This is a genomic window from Bordetella trematum (genome assembly GCF_900078335.1).
In the GTDB taxonomy this organism is placed as follows: domain Bacteria; phylum Pseudomonadota; class Gammaproteobacteria; order Burkholderiales; family Burkholderiaceae_B; genus Bordetella; species Bordetella trematum.
In genome coordinates, this window is record NZ_FKBR01000011.1 from 270,135 (window position 1) to 286,041 (window position 15,907).

The 15,907-nt window shown below is 67.1% G+C and carries 13 protein-coding genes and 1 tRNA gene; 10 read left to right on the top strand and 4 right to left on the bottom strand.

The features are described 5' to 3' along the window. The first annotated feature begins 1 nt into the window (after position 1). Both A7V84_RS05435 and A7V84_RS05440 read left to right on the top strand, forming a co-directional pair. Positions 2–1,162, top strand: a complete 1,161-nt coding sequence (locus A7V84_RS05435) for a CaiB/BaiF CoA transferase family protein (protein ID WP_033534331.1) — start codon at positions 2–4, stop codon at positions 1,160–1,162. Between the two features lie 9 nt (positions 1,163–1,171). Continuing rightward, the gene (locus tag A7V84_RS05440; RefSeq protein ID WP_025514993.1) at positions 1,172–2,161 is read left to right on the top strand and encodes a Bug family tripartite tricarboxylate transporter substrate binding protein; all 990 of its coding nucleotides are present in this window, start codon (positions 1,172–1,174) and stop codon (positions 2,159–2,161) included. A gap of 72 nt (positions 2,162–2,233) precedes the next feature. On the opposite strand, the gene A7V84_RS05445 is transcribed toward A7V84_RS05440, so the two are convergent. The 3 genes from A7V84_RS05445 to A7V84_RS05455 all read right to left on the bottom strand — a co-directional run bounded on the left by A7V84_RS05445 (position 2,234) and on the right by A7V84_RS05455 (position 5,190). Further along, a complete protein-coding gene (locus tag A7V84_RS05445) occupies positions 2,234–3,091 on the bottom strand; it encodes an SIR2 family NAD-dependent protein deacylase (RefSeq protein ID WP_052125645.1) in 858 nt (285 codons plus the stop codon). A 267-nt stretch (positions 3,092–3,358) separates the two neighbouring features. Beyond that, positions 3,359–3,847, bottom strand: coding sequence for a GNAT family N-acetyltransferase (locus A7V84_RS05450; RefSeq protein WP_025514991.1), 489 nt, complete (start codon positions 3,845–3,847; stop codon positions 3,359–3,361). Further along, entirely contained in the window at positions 3,844–5,190 is a 1,347-nt protein-coding gene (locus A7V84_RS05455; protein WP_033534328.1) for an amidase, read from the bottom strand. Before A7V84_RS05455 ends, A7V84_RS05450 begins: the two co-directional genes overlap by 4 nt. A 102-nt stretch (positions 5,191–5,292) precedes the next feature. On the opposite strand from A7V84_RS05455, the gene A7V84_RS05460 reads away from it, so the two are divergent. Continuing rightward, positions 5,293–5,368: transfer RNA gene (locus tag A7V84_RS05460), tRNA-Asn, on the top strand. Between the two features lie 65 nt (positions 5,369–5,433). On the opposite strand, the gene A7V84_RS05465 is transcribed toward A7V84_RS05460, so the two are convergent. After that, positions 5,434–6,315: a DMT family transporter gene (locus tag A7V84_RS05465; protein WP_063492553.1), complete on the bottom strand. Its 882-nt coding sequence runs from the start codon at positions 6,313–6,315 to the stop codon at positions 5,434–5,436. A gap of 245 nt (positions 6,316–6,560) precedes the next feature. Here A7V84_RS05465 and A7V84_RS05470 point away from each other — a divergent pair, with 245 nt between their 5' ends. The 7 genes from A7V84_RS05470 to A7V84_RS05500 all read left to right on the top strand — a co-directional run bounded on the left by A7V84_RS05470 (position 6,561) and on the right by A7V84_RS05500 (position 15,885). Next, positions 6,561–7,349, top strand: a complete 789-nt coding sequence (locus tag A7V84_RS05470) for a helix-turn-helix domain-containing protein (protein WP_033534389.1) — start codon at positions 6,561–6,563, stop codon at positions 7,347–7,349. Positions 7,350–7,490: 141 nt separating this feature from the next. Next, positions 7,491–8,867: a DUF2868 domain-containing protein gene (locus A7V84_RS05475; protein WP_033534327.1), complete on the top strand. Its 1,377-nt coding sequence runs from the start codon at positions 7,491–7,493 to the stop codon at positions 8,865–8,867. Beyond that, on the top strand, positions 8,860–10,263 hold the full coding sequence (locus A7V84_RS05480; RefSeq protein WP_063491673.1) for a DUF3482 domain-containing protein: 1,404 nt from the start codon (positions 8,860–8,862) through the stop codon (positions 10,261–10,263). Before A7V84_RS05475 ends, A7V84_RS05480 begins: the two co-directional genes overlap by 8 nt. Positions 10,264–10,532: 269 nt before the next feature. Beyond that, complete coding sequence (locus A7V84_RS05485) at positions 10,533–12,137, top strand: ABC transporter substrate-binding protein (RefSeq protein ID WP_025514986.1); 1,605 nt, start codon at positions 10,533–10,535, stop codon at positions 12,135–12,137. An 88-nt stretch (positions 12,138–12,225) separates the two neighbouring features. Next, positions 12,226–13,197 (top strand): ABC transporter permease, encoded by a 972-nt coding sequence (locus A7V84_RS05490; protein ID WP_025514985.1) that lies wholly within the window; start codon positions 12,226–12,228, stop codon positions 13,195–13,197. Positions 13,198–13,212: 15 nt separating this feature from the next. Then, positions 13,213–14,139, top strand: a complete 927-nt coding sequence (locus tag A7V84_RS05495) for an ABC transporter permease (protein WP_025514984.1) — start codon at positions 13,213–13,215, stop codon at positions 14,137–14,139. 9 nt (positions 14,140–14,148) lie between these two features. Beyond that, complete coding sequence (locus A7V84_RS05500) at positions 14,149–15,885, top strand: dipeptide ABC transporter ATP-binding protein (RefSeq protein ID WP_025514983.1); 1,737 nt, start codon at positions 14,149–14,151, stop codon at positions 15,883–15,885. Positions 15,886–15,907 lie beyond the last annotated feature (22 nt).

A 15,907-nucleotide genomic window follows, 5' to 3' on the forward strand; every position in this document is an offset into this window, starting at 1 on the left:
GATGGCCGGTCCGCTGCAAGGCTTGCGCATTGTCGACCTGACCAATGTCCTGATGGGGCCGTTCGCCACCCAGATTCTCGGCGACCTGGGAGCCGACGTCATCAAGGTCGAATCGCCTGAAGGCGACACCGTTCGTCACCTCGGCCCGATGAAGAACCCCGGTATGAGCGCGGGCTTCCTGCACACGAACCGGAACAAGCGCAGCGTCGTGCTGGACCTCAAGACCGACAAGGATCGCGCGGTCTTCCATGCCCTGATCCGCAGCGCCGACGTGTTCGTGAGCAACGTAAGGCCCGCAGCACTGCGCAGACTGGGCTTATCTGCTGAAGCGCTCACCCGGCTCAAGCCGGATCTCATTTATCTGTCCCTGGTCGGCTACGGCAGCGACGGCCCCTACGCCAATCGCGCCGCCTACGACGACATGATCCAGGCGGCCTGCGCCATTCCGACGCTCATTGCACAGGTCGGCGACGGCGTGCCGCGCTACATCCCGCTGGCCATCGTGGACCGCATCGTCGGCCAGGCTGCCGCCACCGCCATCACCGCCGCCCTGGTCCACCGCTTGCGCACCGGCCAAGGACAGTGCATCGAAGTGCCCATGTTCGAGACCATGGTGCCCTATGTACTGAGCGAACACATGTCGGGCCTGACCTACGAACCCGCCATCGCACCGGCGGGCTACCCGAGGCTGCTGGCCGCTTCGCGCCAGGCCTACCCGACCAGCGACGGTTTCGTCTGCGCACTGGTCTACACCGATCGCCACTGGAAGTCCTTTTTCACGCTCATCGGCCAGCCCGAACGCGTTCAGAACGATCCCCGCCTGGCCTCGATCGCCTCGCGCACGCAGCATATTGCAGCGCTGTACGCCGAGGTCAGCGATGCGCTCAAACGCCACCCGACCGCCTACTGGTTGCAAGCGCTGGATGCGGCAGACATTCCCGTCATGCCACTCCATACGCTGGAATCCCTGATGGACGATCCGCACCTGAAGGCAACCGGCTTCTTTCGCACCCTGCATCATCCGACCGAAGGCCCCATCCGCGACATGGCCCCTCTGGGCCGCTGGTCGGCAACACCCACAGCGACCCGGCGACCCGCGCCGACGCTTGGCGAGCATACCGAGGAGATTCTTTCCGAGCTGCACAACAACGACCATAAATAGGAGACAACCATGCCGAACTTTCGTGCACTCGCTCGTGCCCTGACAGCCGTGGCCGCGATGACGATATTCACATCCCTGCCCGTGGCACATGCCTCAGAAAAATACCCCAACAGACCGATCCGCATGATTCTCGGTTTTCCCGCAGGCGGCCCCACCGATGTCAACGCGCGTCTTTTCGCTCAAGGCATGGCGGACCAGCTGGGACAACCGATCATCGTCGAGAACCGCCCCGGGGCCGGCAGCATCATCGCCTCGAACGCCGTCCTGGCGGCTGCGCCGGACGGCTACACGATTCTGTACAACACCTCTTCGCTGGTGCTTGCGGCCATGCTCTACACCTCCGCGAAATATGACCCCCTCAAGGACTTCCAGCCCGTCATACGAACGGCAGGAGTGCCTCTGGTGGTAGCAGTGAATCCAAGCATCGGCGCGACAACCTTCGAGGCGTTCATCGACCAGGCGCGTGCCAAGCCCAAAAAACTCAACTACGCCTCATCGGGGGCCGGCACCATCGACCACCTCGCCAGCGCACTGCTGGCCACCCAGCTGGACATCGATCTGGAGCATGTTCCGTACAAGGGCACCGCCCCCGCCCTGGTGGACCTGGTCTCCGGCGCCACGCAGATGTTCTTCACGACGCAGAACACGCTCTTGCCCTTCATCCACGACAAACGACTGCTGCCGCTGGCGATCGCGTCACTGCAACGCTCGCCGCTGATGCCCGATGTGCCCACCATCAGCGAAGTCGCCGAGCTGCCCGGATTCGAGATCACTGCCTGGAACGGCATCATGGTCCCGGCGGGTACCTCGCCGGTCATCGTGGAAAGGCTCAACGCAGCCGCCAACGCCTTGCTCAAGCAGGAGGATTTCGTGGCCAAGCTGCGCGCCACGGGTGCAGAGCCGTATGGCGGCACGCCTCAGGCCTACCGCGCCTATCTGGAAGCCGAAATTGCCAAATGGCGTGCTGTGATCGAACAGGCCGGGGTGCAGCCCCAGTAAACCGGGGACACCCTGCGCTCTGGCCGGCCAGAGCGCAGGGCTGCGCTGGCCGCGCCGCGTCGAACCGGCGTGCTAGCCCGGCGTCAGGCGCTGCGCGATAGCCGTGAGCGCGGGCAGGGCGGCCAGGGGCAGGGAGACGTCGCGTGCCGGGTCGGGCACCTGGGGTTCGGCGGGATTGATGCGGATGATGGCAGCGCCGAATTCGGCGGCGGTGCGATGCGAGAAGGCGCGTGCGGTGGGAATGGCGGTGCCGGCGCCGATATCCAGGATCACCAGGCCTTCGACAAAGCGCAGCCAGCGCCGCAGGTGCTCGTACTGCTGGCGCGTGGGTTGTTCCTGCCAGTCGTGATCGTTGAACATGTAGACGTTGGGCCGCGCCAGCCCGCCGCAGTAGGGGCAGTGCGGCGGCTCGTTCAGCAGCACGCCTTGCGCTTCGTCCACCTGGGGCACGAAGCCATCGGCCGGCCAGGTTTCGTTGCAGCAAGCCTCCAGACATTGCAGGCGGTGCAGCGATCCATGGCATTCGACCAGTTGCTGGGCATCGAAGCCTGCCTGCTGGAAATGGCCGTCGACGTTGCTGGTGAAAACCGCGCCGCCCATCGGCCGGGCCTGCATCCAGCCATGCAGCATCCCGAAGCCGGCATGCGCACGGGTGGCCCGGTAGAGCGCCAGCCTGTGGCCGTAAAAGCCCCAGGCCAGCTGCGGATCGCGCCGGAAGGCCGCGGGCGAAGCAATCTCGGCAAAGCTCAGGTTCTGCCGTCCCAGGGCCGGATAGGCGCGCCAGAACCCCTGGGCGCTGCGGAAATCCGGCAACCCGGAATCGATGCCCATGCCGGCGCCAGCCACGACCAGCAGGCTGGAGGCGGCCTCGATCAGCTGCGCGGCACGAAGCAATGCCTCGCCGGGGAGTTCAACAGGGGGATGGGTCATGCGGTGCGCCTGCGGTACGGAATCGATATGACCGGTCTGGCGCCAGGCGGCTGCCTGGTCCCGGCGCAGCAGGTCTGGGCAGCCTGGGCGCGATCGGTCCGCCGGGACGCCTGACGTTCGCGTGGGCGGCAACGTCCGGTGCACAGACCGCCATGCACGGCATGGGCGGCGTCCGGTCAGCGCAGAGCATAGAGGAAGCGCGCCCGAGGACCCAGATTTTTTTATTTCCCAGGCACGCAAAGTTGCGGCCTGACGACATTCAGGGGCTCAGGCGCAGGACAGTATCAACTGCGGCCGCAGACGCTCGGGTTGCCCGGGCAGGGGCGCCGCGATGGCGCCGGCACGGCGCGCGCCCTGCGAAAGATAGAAAGGTTCGGCGTGCGGATCGGCATCGATACGCAGCAGCCCGATGCCCCGTGAACGGGCCAGCGCCTTCGCATCGGCCAGCAAAAGACGACCCAGCCCCCGGCCGATGCCATCCGGCGCCACCCACAGGTTGTCCAGGGCCCACCCCTCCTCGTCACCCGCAAGCGGCTGCAGGGAATAGAAGCCCAGGCAGCGGCCTGCGCTCTCGGCAAGCACGAAGGGGCGTTGCGCGAGGCAGCCGGCCCGAGGGGTGAGCTCGGCACGCCAGGAGGCCAGCATGGCCGCGTCATAGCCCCACACGGCCTTGGACGCCAGGGCCAGGTCGGCCAGCATCTGGCGATCCGCCAGGGTGGCCGGCCTCAGGCTGACGCCGGGCAGATCCGCGCTCATGCCGCCAGCGCCGCCTCCACGGCCAGGCCAATGGCCAGCATGCGACGATCGCTGCCGTTGGCGCCGGCCAGCATCAGGCCCACCGGCGCGCTGCCTGGCGCATGGCAGGGCAGCGACAGGGCGCAACCATCGAGGAAATTGATGAAGGTGCAGTTGCGCAGCATGCGCATGTTGGTCGCGGCGAACAGCGCGTCGTCGGCCGCCAGAGGCGCGATCGGCGGCGCGATCCCTGCGGTGGTCGGCATCGCCAGGGCATCAAAGGGCGCGATACGCGCCTGCACAGCCGCGATCCAGTCGCGGCGACGTTGCAGCAGATCGAGGTAGTCGGCCGCCGAGATCGCCTGCCCGCGCAGGATGCGCGTGCGCACGCGCGGATCGTAGCGTTCGCCCTGGCGCTGCAGCAGCTCGCGGTGCCAGGCATAGGCCTCGGCGGCGGTGAAGCCGCCCTGGGCATTGATATCGGCCAGCTCGGCGAACTCGGGGATGGCCAGCGATTCGATGCGCACGCCGGCGCGCGACAGGCGCGCCAGCGCCGCCTCGAAAGCCTGCGACACCTCGGCATCGAGGTCATCGAGCGCGACGGTGGCGGGCACCGCCAGGCGCAGGCCGGCCAGCGGCAGCGGCTGGACGGCATCGCTGGGCTCGCCCGACAGAATGGCATCCAGCGTGATGCAGCAGCGCACGCTGGCGGCCAGCGGGCCAATGGAATCCAGGCTGGCCGACAGCGGCAGCACGCCCTGCATGGAGACGCGCTGCGCGCTGGGCTTGAAACCGGTCAGCCCGCACAGGGCTGACGGAATACGCACCGATCCCCCGGTGTCCGAGCCGATCGCCGCCACCGCCATGCCGTCGCTGACCGACACCGCCGCGCCCGACGAGGACCCGCCCGGGATGCGGCCGCTGGCGCGATCCCAGGGGTTGGCCGGCGTGCCATAGTGCGGGTTCAGGCCCAGGCCCGAGTAGGCGAACTCGGACATATTGGTTTTGCCCACGATGACGGCGCCCGCGGCGCGCAGGCGCCGCACAACCTCGGCATCGGCACTGGCCGGCGCTTCGGCCCGACGCGCGATCGATCCCGAGAGCGTCGGCTCGCCACGCACATCGAACAGGTCCTTGATGCTGATCGGCAAGCCGTCGATGGCCGAGCGCTCGATGCCGGCCGCGCGCAGCAGATCGGCGGCACGCGCCTCGGCCAACGCTGCCGCGGCATACAGTCGGGTAAAGACACGGGCGCCTTCGCCCGCCTCATCCTGGGCACGCGCCAGCGCGGCCTCGGTCAGCGAAAGCGAGGTCACGCGCTTCTCGCGCAGCGCATCCCTTTGTTGATGCAAGGTCGGCAACATGATCCTGAGGTCTCCATAGCAGCGTGGCCGTCCATCATAGCGGCGCGGCCCGCCATTTGCAGGCCGGATTGTTTTGATGCATAATTGCGCCCCTCTACCTTTTCCCCGATAGCTCAGTCGGTAGAGCGACGGACTGTTAATCCGCAGGTCGCTGGTTCGAGCCCAGCTCGGGGAGCCAAATTCGAGAAGCCCGCGCATTGCGCGGGCTTTTCTTTTTGCAGGCCGCTCTGGCCGTTTACCGTTTCATGCCGGACGCACGCGCCGGCGTGCGAACACCAGCACATTGCCCGCCATGACCAGCGCCAGACCGCCGATGCTGGCCCAGGTCCATTGGTAGCCTTCGGCGTAGGTCGAGATCGACAGCGCCACCACCGGGAACAATACCGTGCAGTAGGCTGCGCGCGCCGGCCCCATGCGTCCGACCAGGGTCAGATAGGCCGTGAATCCCACCACCGAACCGATGATGGACAGGTACAGCAAGGCGCCGGTATAGGCCCAGGACGGGTCGAAATCGAACGGCTGCCCGCTCGCCACGCAACCCGCCAGCAGGATAAGCGCTCCGTACAGCATGCTGTAGGCATTGCCGCTGCCCGGGCCGATGCCCGCCCGCTGTTGGGCCGAAGAAAGCATGTTGCCGGTGGAAAAACACAGCGTGCCCACCAGCGCCAGCCCCAGGCCGAGCAGGGTTTCGTGGCTGGCTTCGCGCCCGGCCAGCTCGGGCCAGAACAGCAGCACCAGCCCAGCCAGCCCGAGGGCGCCGCCCCCCAGCACCCGCGGCGAAATCGGCGTGCCGAACCAGAGCCGTGCATTGAGCGCGTTCCAGATGGTCGCGGCCGAAAACACCACCGACACCAGGCCGCTCGGAATCCAGCGGGTGGCGGCGTAGAAGCACAGAAAGTTCAGGCAGAACAGACATAGCCCCTGGCCCAGGCACAACAGATGCCCACGCCGGTCCAGGCGTTGCAGCCGGCCGCTGAGCCACATGGCGGCAAAAAGCAGCAGCCCGGCGAGGGCGAAACGATAGAAGATGGACACCGGAATGGCCACCACGCCGAGCTGCAGCTTGATGGCAATCCAGGTGCTGCCCCAGATCAGAACAGTCAACAGGTAAAGAAAGGCGGTCACGACATCGGCCCGGTCAAGCCCGCAGAAGCGGGCGGCAGGCCGCAGTGTGGCCCCGGGCGGCGTGCCGAAGTTGCCGGATCTTGCGTTTTTGCCACGCGCGGATTGCGCCCGGCTCGCCACTGCCAGCGGGATGGCTTAGCATCGGTACTCTCATGACTGCGCCCGATCTTTCCGCCTTCTCGGTCTTTCGCACCCTGGCGTCCACCACAGCGACCCTGCATCGCGCCACGCTCCTGGGCGACGGCCTGGCAGTCGCCCAATGGGAGCGCGAGCAACGCGAGGTGATCGGATACGAGGCGCCGGGCCACCATACCGTGTCGCTGTATCTGCAAGGCGGCGAGCAGTCCTTTCGCATCGGCTGCGACGGCTTCGGCGGCGCGGGCAAATTCTGCGTGCTGCCTGACGAGCACCGCTCAAGCTGGAGCATGACCGGTCGCGTACGCTTCATGCATCTGTACATCGCGCCCGAACGGCTGGCGCGAGAAACCGTGCTGCGACTGGATCGGGAACCGCGCAGCCTGCAGGTGCGCGACCAGACCTACGTCCAGGCCCCCGAACTGACGCGCGCCAGCCGCCAGTTGCTGGCCCTGGACTGGCACGAGCCGGCCCAACGACTGGCCGCCAGCAGCGCGGCCGAACTGATGCTGCACCACCTGCTGAGCAACGGCACCGAAACGCGCCGCGCCGCCCGGCCGCGCGGCGGGCTCGCTCCGGCGGTGCGCCGGCGCGTACGCGACTACATCGACAGCCATCTGCACGCGGCGCTCAGCCTGGATGAACTGGCCGGCGTGGCAGCGCTGTCGACCTATCACTTCGCGCACATGTTCCCCGTCTCCTTCGGGCTGACGCCGCACGCCTGGGTGCAGCAACGGCGCATCGACCATGCGCGCGGGCTGCTGGCATCGGGCGATCTGGATCTCGCCGCGATCGCGCAACGCACCGGCTTTGGCAACGCCAGCCACCTGAGCCGCCGCTTTCGCCAGGCGACCGGCGTGACGCCAGGCGCCTACCGGCGCTGGCTGCGACACGGCTGATCCGGCGCTGCCGACGGCGTCCGGCGGTCTACAATGGCGCAGCCCCGAAGACTGCACCAGGGCGGGGATCACCGCCCCGCCGGGAGACGATATGGCCCTCGCATTCCGCCCCTCATCCCGCCGCTGCGGCAAGGCCCGCGCATGAGCACGCCGACCTACGGTTTGACGGCCCACTGGCTGGCCGAAACGCTGCGCCTGCGCGAAGAACACTGGGGTCCGTTGCAGGATCAGAACGAAGTCCGGCGCCTGCGTCAGGCTGAAGGCAGCTTCGCAGACCGCGTGCTGCAGCGCGCCGGCCTGATCGCGCAACGCGAGGGCCTGGACCGCCTGCTGGCCAGCTGGCGCCAGGGCGCCGTGCTGGCGCTGCTCATCATGATGGCCGTGGTGCTGCTGGCCGGCGCGGCCACCGCCTACGGCGCGCTGGGCGACGGCAGCCGGCCCGTCAATGTGCTGTGGGCGCTGGGCGCGCTGCTGGGCCTGCACGGCCTGATGTTCCTGCTCTGGCTGGCCAGCTTTCTGCTGCCCGCGACTCGTGCCACCGGCCTGGGCCGGATGTGGCTGTGGACTACGCGCAAACTCGCGCGCGGGCCGCACGCCGCGCTCATCCCCCAGGCCCTGCTGAATCTGCTGGCACGCGCCGGGGCCCTGCGCTGGCTGCTGGGCGCGATCAGCCATCTGTTGTGGCTGGCCGCCCTGTGCGCAGCACTCACGACGCTGCTGGTCATGCTCTCGACCGCCAGCTACCAGTTCATCTGGGCCACTACGCTACTGCCGCCGGAGACTTTCGTGCGCCTGACCGCCTGGGCCGGCTGGTTGCCGGCGCAGTTCGGCTTCACACTGCCCGACCCGGCCATGGTGCGCGCCAGCGACGGCCTGCAGGCCTTGCCGGCCGCAGCCCAGGTGCAATGGTCGGTCTGGCTGCTGGGCATGCTGGTGTGCTGGGGCATCGTGCCGCGCCTGCTGGCCGCGCTCGGCTGTCTCATCATGAGCGCACGCGCGCTGGCCCGCCTGGATATCGATCCCGACCTGCCCGGCTACGCCGTGCTGCGCGAGCGCCTCACGCCGGCCGCGCAGGCTGGCGGCGTGGATCGGCCCGCCGAACCCTTGCGCCATCCCATGATCGACGCACGCGGCACGCCCGGCGGACGGCCCGTCTATGCCAGCCTGGAACTCGCTCCCGATCATGCGCGCCCGACCGTGCCGCCGGACAGCATCTTTGACGCCGGCAACCTGGACAGCCGCGCAGAGCGCAATGCCCTGCTTGATGCGTTGGCCGCCGAGCCGGCCTCGCGCCTGCTGCTGGTGTGCGACGCCGGCCAGACACCGGACCGCGGTTCGCTCTCGCTGATCGCCGCCCTGGCCGCGCACGCCGGTCAGATGCGCATCTGGCTCAGCGGCCCGGGGCAGCGACGTCCGCAATGGCGTGAACGGCTGCAGGCCGCCGGCTTGCCGGCGCAGGCCATCGATGAAAGCGCGCACCCCCCGCTTGACTGGCTGCAGCGGGGCAACCATGACTGAACGCCTGCGCATCGCCGTCGTCGGCCACAGCAATACCGGCAAGACTTCGCTCCTGCGCACGCTCACGCGTGATCCCTATTTCGGCCAGGTGGCCGACGAAGCCGGCACCACCCGCCACGTGCAGGGAGCCCTGTTGCGTCTGCCCGGCGAAGGCGAAATCGAATGGTTCGATACTCCCGGCATGGAAGACAGCGTGGCCCTGCTGGAATATCTCGACCTGGTGGCGCCGGCCAGCGAAAGGCTGGACGGGCCGGCACGCATCCAGCGCCTGCTCGATACGCCGGAGGCGCGCGGCCGCTACGAACAGGAAGCGCGCGTATTGGACAAGCTGCTGGCCTGCGACGCCGGCCTGTATGTCATCGACGCCCGCGACCCGGTGCTCAGCAAGCACCGCGACGAGCTGGCCTTGCTGGCCGCCTGCGGCCGCCCCCTCCTGCCGGTGCTGAATTTCGTGCACGCGCCCGGCCACCGGGCGCACGAGTGGCGCGCCGCGATGGCGCGCCTGGGCCTGCATGCGGTGCTCGAATACGACACCGTGGCTCCGCCCCTGGACGGCGAGCAGCAACTCTATGCCCGCCTGGCCGTGCTGCTGGACGCGCACGCGCTCATGCTCACCCGGATGGCCGCCGCGCTGGCGCAGGCCCGCGTGGCGCGCCGCCAGACCGCCTGCCGGCTGGCCGCCGAACTGCTGATCGACGTGGCGGCGCTGCGCCTGCCCTGCGCCAACGATGCGCAGGCCCTGGAGCAGACCGGAGCGGCTCTGCAGGAGCGCGTACGCCAACGCGAACAGGCCTGCGTGCAGGCCCTGCTGGCGCTCTACAACTTCCATCCTGGCGATTACCGCCCCGACGCGCTGCCACTGAGCGGCGAACGCTACGGCATGGATCTTTTCCATCCCCAGGCGCTGAAAGACATGGGGGTGCAGATGGGAGTGGGAGCGGCCGCCGGGGCCATGGCGGGCGCGGCGGTCGATCTGCTGTCGGCCGGCCTGACGCTGGGCACCGGCACATTGATCGGCGCGGCCGCCGGCGGGCTGTGGCAAGGCGTCGAGCGCTGGGGCAAGCGGGTGGCCGACAGGCTGCGCGGCCATCGCGAGCTCAGCGTCGACGACCCGGTATTGCGTTTGCTGGCCTTGCGCCAGCAGCAGCTGATCGAAGCGCTTGAGCGCCGCGGCCATGCCGCCAGCGCCCCCATCGCCTTGCCCCGGGCCGAACAGTGGCGCAGCGGCGCCCTGCCTGCCGCCCTGCAGGAAGCGCGCAGCCGGCCGCAATGGTCGGCCCTTGCGCCAGGCTTCGAGGACGACGCAAGGCGCAAGCAGCAGATCGCTGCACTCACGCAGGTACTGGCTGCGCCAGAGGCCGGACAGCCGTCGCGCGAGGCCGCGCAAACCGAGTGATAACCCCAACCCAAAACGATTGACGCTTAAACAAACGGCTCTATAAGATGCTCTTGCACACGGGCGCGGCCATCATCGCGCTCCACCTGACAAGGAGCCGGTCATCACAGAGTTCTCCGCCAGGATTCACCTCGCGCCGCGCGGCAACGCCGCGGACGTCCCTTCTGTCGATCTTCCCGCTTTCTGAGTTGTACGCCTGACCCGGCCGCCATGTGCGCGGCCGGCCCTGTCACTGTCGCGCTTGACGCATCACACGGAGTACGAGGGCTATGCGTATCACATCTGCATTGAAGTATTCGGCCATGGCGCTGGCACTGAGCGCCGCCGCCCTGAGCGGCACCGTCCAGGCCAAAACGCTGCGCTGGTCATACCAGGGCGACGCCACCACGATGGACCCGATGGCGCTGAACGAAACCTTCACGCTGGGTTTCCAGGGCAATATCTACGAAACGCTGGCCGGCTATGACGGCGACCTGAAACTGGTGCCGCTGCTGGCCGAAAGCTGGACCAACCCCGAGCCCAACAAATGGGTATTCAAGCTGCGCGAGGGCGTGAAGTTCCATGACGGCTCGCCCTTCACGGCCGATGATGTGATCTTCTCCTGGAAGCGCGCGCTCACGCCCGGCTCCGACATGAAGGCCTATGCCTCCAAGGCCGCAGACATCAAGAAAGTGGATGACTACACCATCGAAGTCACCACACCCACGCCCAACCCGATTCTTCCGCGCGAGTGGACCTTTCTCTACATCATGAGCAAGGACTGGTCGGAGAAGAACAAGACCACCGAAGCCACCAACGTCAAGGGCGACAACCAGGGCAACTACGCCAACCTGCACGCCAACGGCACCGGCCCCTTCATGCTGGTCGAGCGCCAGCCCGATGTGAAGACCGTCCTCAAGCGCTACGACGGCTACTGGAACAAGGACATCCCGACCAACGTCGACGAGGTCGTCTTCCAGCCGATCTCGCAGGAAGCCACCCGCGTGGCGGCGCTGATCTCCGGCGAGATGGACATCGTGCAACCGGTGCCGGTTCAGGACTGGAAGCGCCTGGAGGACGCCAAGGGCGTCAAGCCCCTGTCCGCCCCGGAAGCGCGCGCCATCTTCATCGGCATGGACCAGCACCGCGACGAACTGCTGTTCTCCGACGTCAAGGGAAAGAACCCGTTCAAGGATGCGCGCGTGCGCGAAGCCGTGGTCCTGGCGGTCGACACCAAGGCCATCAACGACAAGATCATGCGCGGCGCGGCGCAGCCGCTGGGCTCGCTGGTGGCCACTTCCGTCAACGGCTACAACGACTCCTATGGCGCACCCACCAAGACGGATATCGAACGGGCCAAGAAACTGCTGGCCGAGGCCGGCTATCCCAAGGGCTTTTCCGTGACGCTGGACTGCCCCAACGATCGCTACGTCAACGACGAGAAGATCTGCCAGGCGGTGGCGGGCATGCTGGCGCGCGTGGGCATCAAGATCAATCTGCTGGCGCAGAACAAGTCCAAGTACTTCGGCAAGATCCTGCTGCAGGCCGGCAACGACACCAGCATGTACATGCTGGGCTGGACGCCCAGCTCGACCGATGCGCACAACGTGCTGCTTAACCTGGCCAGCTGCCGCGACGCCAAAACGGCCGCCGGCCAGTTCAACCTGGGCGGCTACTGCAACCCCAAGGTCGACGAACTGCAGCGTCAGATCGGCGTGGAAACCGATCAGGACAAGCGCAACGCCATGATCAAGGAAGCCTTCGAGATCGTGCGCAACGACTACGGATATCTGCCGCTGCATCAGCAGCCGATCTCCTGGGGAGTGAAGGACGATATCAAGGTGGTGCAGCGCGCCGATGACGTGCTCGATCTGCGCAACGTCGTGATGCCTTGACTGCAGCGTCGGGCGGACCGGTGACGCAGATCACCGGCTGCCCAAAGTGGCCGCCCCTGGCCGCCACCTTTTCACAGGGGTCCGGAATATGCTTGGTTTCATCGCGCGACGTCTTTTTCAGTCGCTGATCGTGATGCTGGCGGTCGCCCTGATCGCCTTTGCAATGTTCCGCTACGTGGGCGACCCGGTCGCCAGCCTGGTGGGGCAGGACACCACCCAGGAGCAGCGCGCCCAGCTGCGCGCCGAGCTCGGCCTGGATGATCCGTTCGCCTTGCAGTTCGGGCGCTTCGTGGGCAATGCCGTGCAGGGTGATTTCGGCATGTCGTACCGCCACCGCCGCCCGGTCTCGGAGTTGCTCGAAGAGCGCTTTCCGGCCACCCTGGAACTCGCCTTCATCTCGGCGCTGATGGCGTTGGTCTTCGGCATCCCGCTGGGCATCTACACCGCGCTGCGGCGCGATGGCCTGATCTCCAAGACCTTCATGGCGCTGTCGCTGGCTGGCATCTCGCTGCCGACCTTCCTGATCGGCATTCTTCTGATCCTGGTGTTCGGCGTGCAACTACGCTGGCTGCCCAGCTTCGGGCGGGGCGAAGTGCTCAACCTGGGCTGGTGGACCACCGGCCTGCTCACGCCCTCCGGGCTCGCAGCGCTCATCATGCCCGCCATCACGCTGGCGCTGTTTCAGATGACGCTGATCATGCGGCTGGTGCGCGCCGAGATGCTGGAGGTGCTGCGCACCGACTTCATCAAGTTCGCACGGGCGCGCGGGTTGCCCGAACGCATGATCAACTTCCGTCATGCGCTCAAGAACACCATGGTGCCGGTGATCACCGTCACCGGCCTGCAACTGGGTTCCATCATTGCCTTCGCCATCATCACCGAAACGGTGTTCCAGTGGCCGGGCATGGGGCTGCTCTTCATCCAGGCCATCAGCACCGTGGACATCCCCGTCATGGCGGCCTACCTGATCCTGATCGCCTTCATCTTCGTGATCATCAATCTGGTCGTGGACATGCTGTATTTCGCCGTCGATCCACGCCTGCGCGTGCAAAGCAAATAGGGAGGGCCGCTGCACATGATCGCCCGCATCGCACCGCTTTTCGCCCGCGCCGCCGACAGCGACCTGTGGCACAGTTTCAAACACTCGCCATCTGCCATCGTTTCGGCCGCCGTCACACTGCTGATCGTGCTGGGCGCGGTGTGCGCGCCCCTGGTCGCGCCGCACAACCCCTTCGACCTGGCGTCGCTGAACATCATGGACGCCAACACACCGCCGGCCTGGGCGGAGGAGGGCTCGCCCGACTTCCTGCTGGGCACGGACGACCAGGGGCGCGACATCCTGTCGGCCGTACTCTACGGCGCACGCGTGTCGCTGCTGGTCGGCGTGGCTTCCGTGCTGTTCTCGATGGTGCTGGGGGTCTCGCTCGGCCTGATCAGCGGCTACATGGGCGGCCGGGTGGACAGCATCATCATGCGTATCGCCGATATCCAGCTGTCGTTCCCGACCATCCTGGTGGCGCTGCTGATCGACGGCGTGGCGCGTGGTCTGCTGCCGCGCGACCTGCATGACCAGCTCGCGGTCTATGTGCTGATCTTCGCCATCGGCATCTCCGGCTGGGTGCAGTATGCCCGCACGGTGCGCGGCTCCACGCTGGTCGAACGCAACAAGGAGTACGTGCAGGCGGCCCGCCTGATCGGCATCGGTCCCTTCGCCATCCTGCGGCGCCACATTCTGCCCAACGTGATGGGCCCGGTGCTGGTGATCGCCACCATCCATCTGGCCGTGGCCATCATCACCGAAGCCACGCTGTCGTTCCTGGGCGTGGGCGTACCGCCCACCGCTCCGTCTCTGGGCACGCTCATCCGCATCGGCAACAGCTATCTGTTCTCGGGCATGTGGTGGATCTCGGTCTTCCCGGGCGTGGCCCTGGTGGCCCTGGTGCTGTCCGTCAATCTGCTGGGGGACTGGCTGCGCGATGCGCTCAATCCCCGGCTGCGCTGAGGTTGCTGAATGGCCTTGCTGAACATCGACAACATCCGCATTGAATTCCCCAGCCGGCGGGGCACCCTGGTAGCCATCGACGACGTCTCGCTGCACGTGGAGAAAGGAGAAATCCTCGGCGTGGTGGGAGAATCCGGCGCCGGCAAGTCCACCATCGGCAATGCCGTGATCGGCCTGCTCCAGGCGCCCGGACGCCTGGCTGGCGGTCAGGTGCGCCTGCAGGGCGAGCGCATCGACGACCTGCCGCCGGCGCAGCAGCGCAAACTGCGCGGCAAGCGCATCGGCATGATCTTCCAGGATCCGCTGACCTCTCTGGACCCCTTGCAGACCGTGGAAAGCCAGCTGGTCGAAACCATGCAGGTGCACATGGGCGTGTCGGCGGCCGAAGGCCGGCGACGCGCCATCGAGCTGCTGGATCAGGTAGGAATCGATCAGCCCGAGCTGCGGGTCAGCCAGTATCCGCACCAGTTCTCCGGCGGCATGCGGCAGCGGGTGGTGATCGCCCTGGCCCTGTGCTGCGAACCCGAGGTGCTGATCGCCGACGAACCCACCACCGCCCTGGACGTCTCCATCCAGGCCCAGATCCTGGATCTGCTGCGCAAGCTGTGCAAGGAACGCCAGGTCGGCATGATCCTGATCACCCACGACATGGGCGTGATCGCCGAGATCACCGACCGGGTGGCGGTGCTCTATCGCGGCAAGCTGATGGAGGAGGGCACCACCGCCAAAATCCTGGGCGACCCCGACCATCCCTATACCCGCAGTCTCATCTCGGCCGTGCCGCGTCCGGACATCAAGCTGCAACGCTTTCCGCTGGTGACGTATATCGAGGATGTGCGCCAGCCGACCCAGCCCATGGATCTGGCCACCCACTGGCTGGGGCAGCGGCGCGACTTCGGCGCCGGCAGCCAAGAAGACCTGGTGCAGGTGCGCGACCTGGGCATGCGCTTCATGCTCAAGCCAGCGCTGCTCAAGCGCAACCAGCGGATGCTGGATGCCGTGAAAGGCGTCAATCTGAGCATCCGCGAAGGCGAGGTGTTCGGCCTGGTGGGGGAGTCCGGCTCCGGAAAATCGACCGTGGCGCGCCTGATCTCCAACCTCTACGAGCCGACCTCGGGATCGGTGTGGTTCGACGGCACCGAGCTGACTGCGCTCAGGAACGAAAAGGCACGCAATCCGTTCCGGCGCCAGATCCAGATGGTGTTCCAGGACCCCTATTCATCGCTCAACCCGCGCATGCGGGTGCTGGATATCGTGGCCGAACCGATCCGCTTTCACCGGCTGGCCGACAGCGAGGCGCAAACGCACAGCATCGTCGCCGACCTGCTGGACGTCGTGGGGCTGGGTCCGCAGGCCGCGCAGCGCTTTCCGCACGAATTCTCGGGCGGGCAGCGCCAGCGCATCTGCATCGCGCGCGCCCTGGCCACGCGGCCGCGCTTTCTGATCTGCGATGAACCGACCTCGGCGCTGGATGTCTCCATCCAGGCCCAGATCCTCAATCTGCTCAAAGATCTGCAGGAGCAGCTCAAGCTGACCATGCTGTTCATCAGCCATGACCTGCCGGTGATCCGCCAGATGTGCGACCGGGTCGGTGTCATGCGGCACGGCCAGTTGCTGGAGGTGGCCGACACCGAAACCCTGTTCACCCGGCCCGAGCACGACTACAGCCGCCACTTGTTGAGCCTCATGCCCCAGTTGCAGGGGATGTCGCGCGCCGGCCTGGACGAACTGACGGCGGTGGCCTGATACCTGCCGCGGCCGCCGCCAC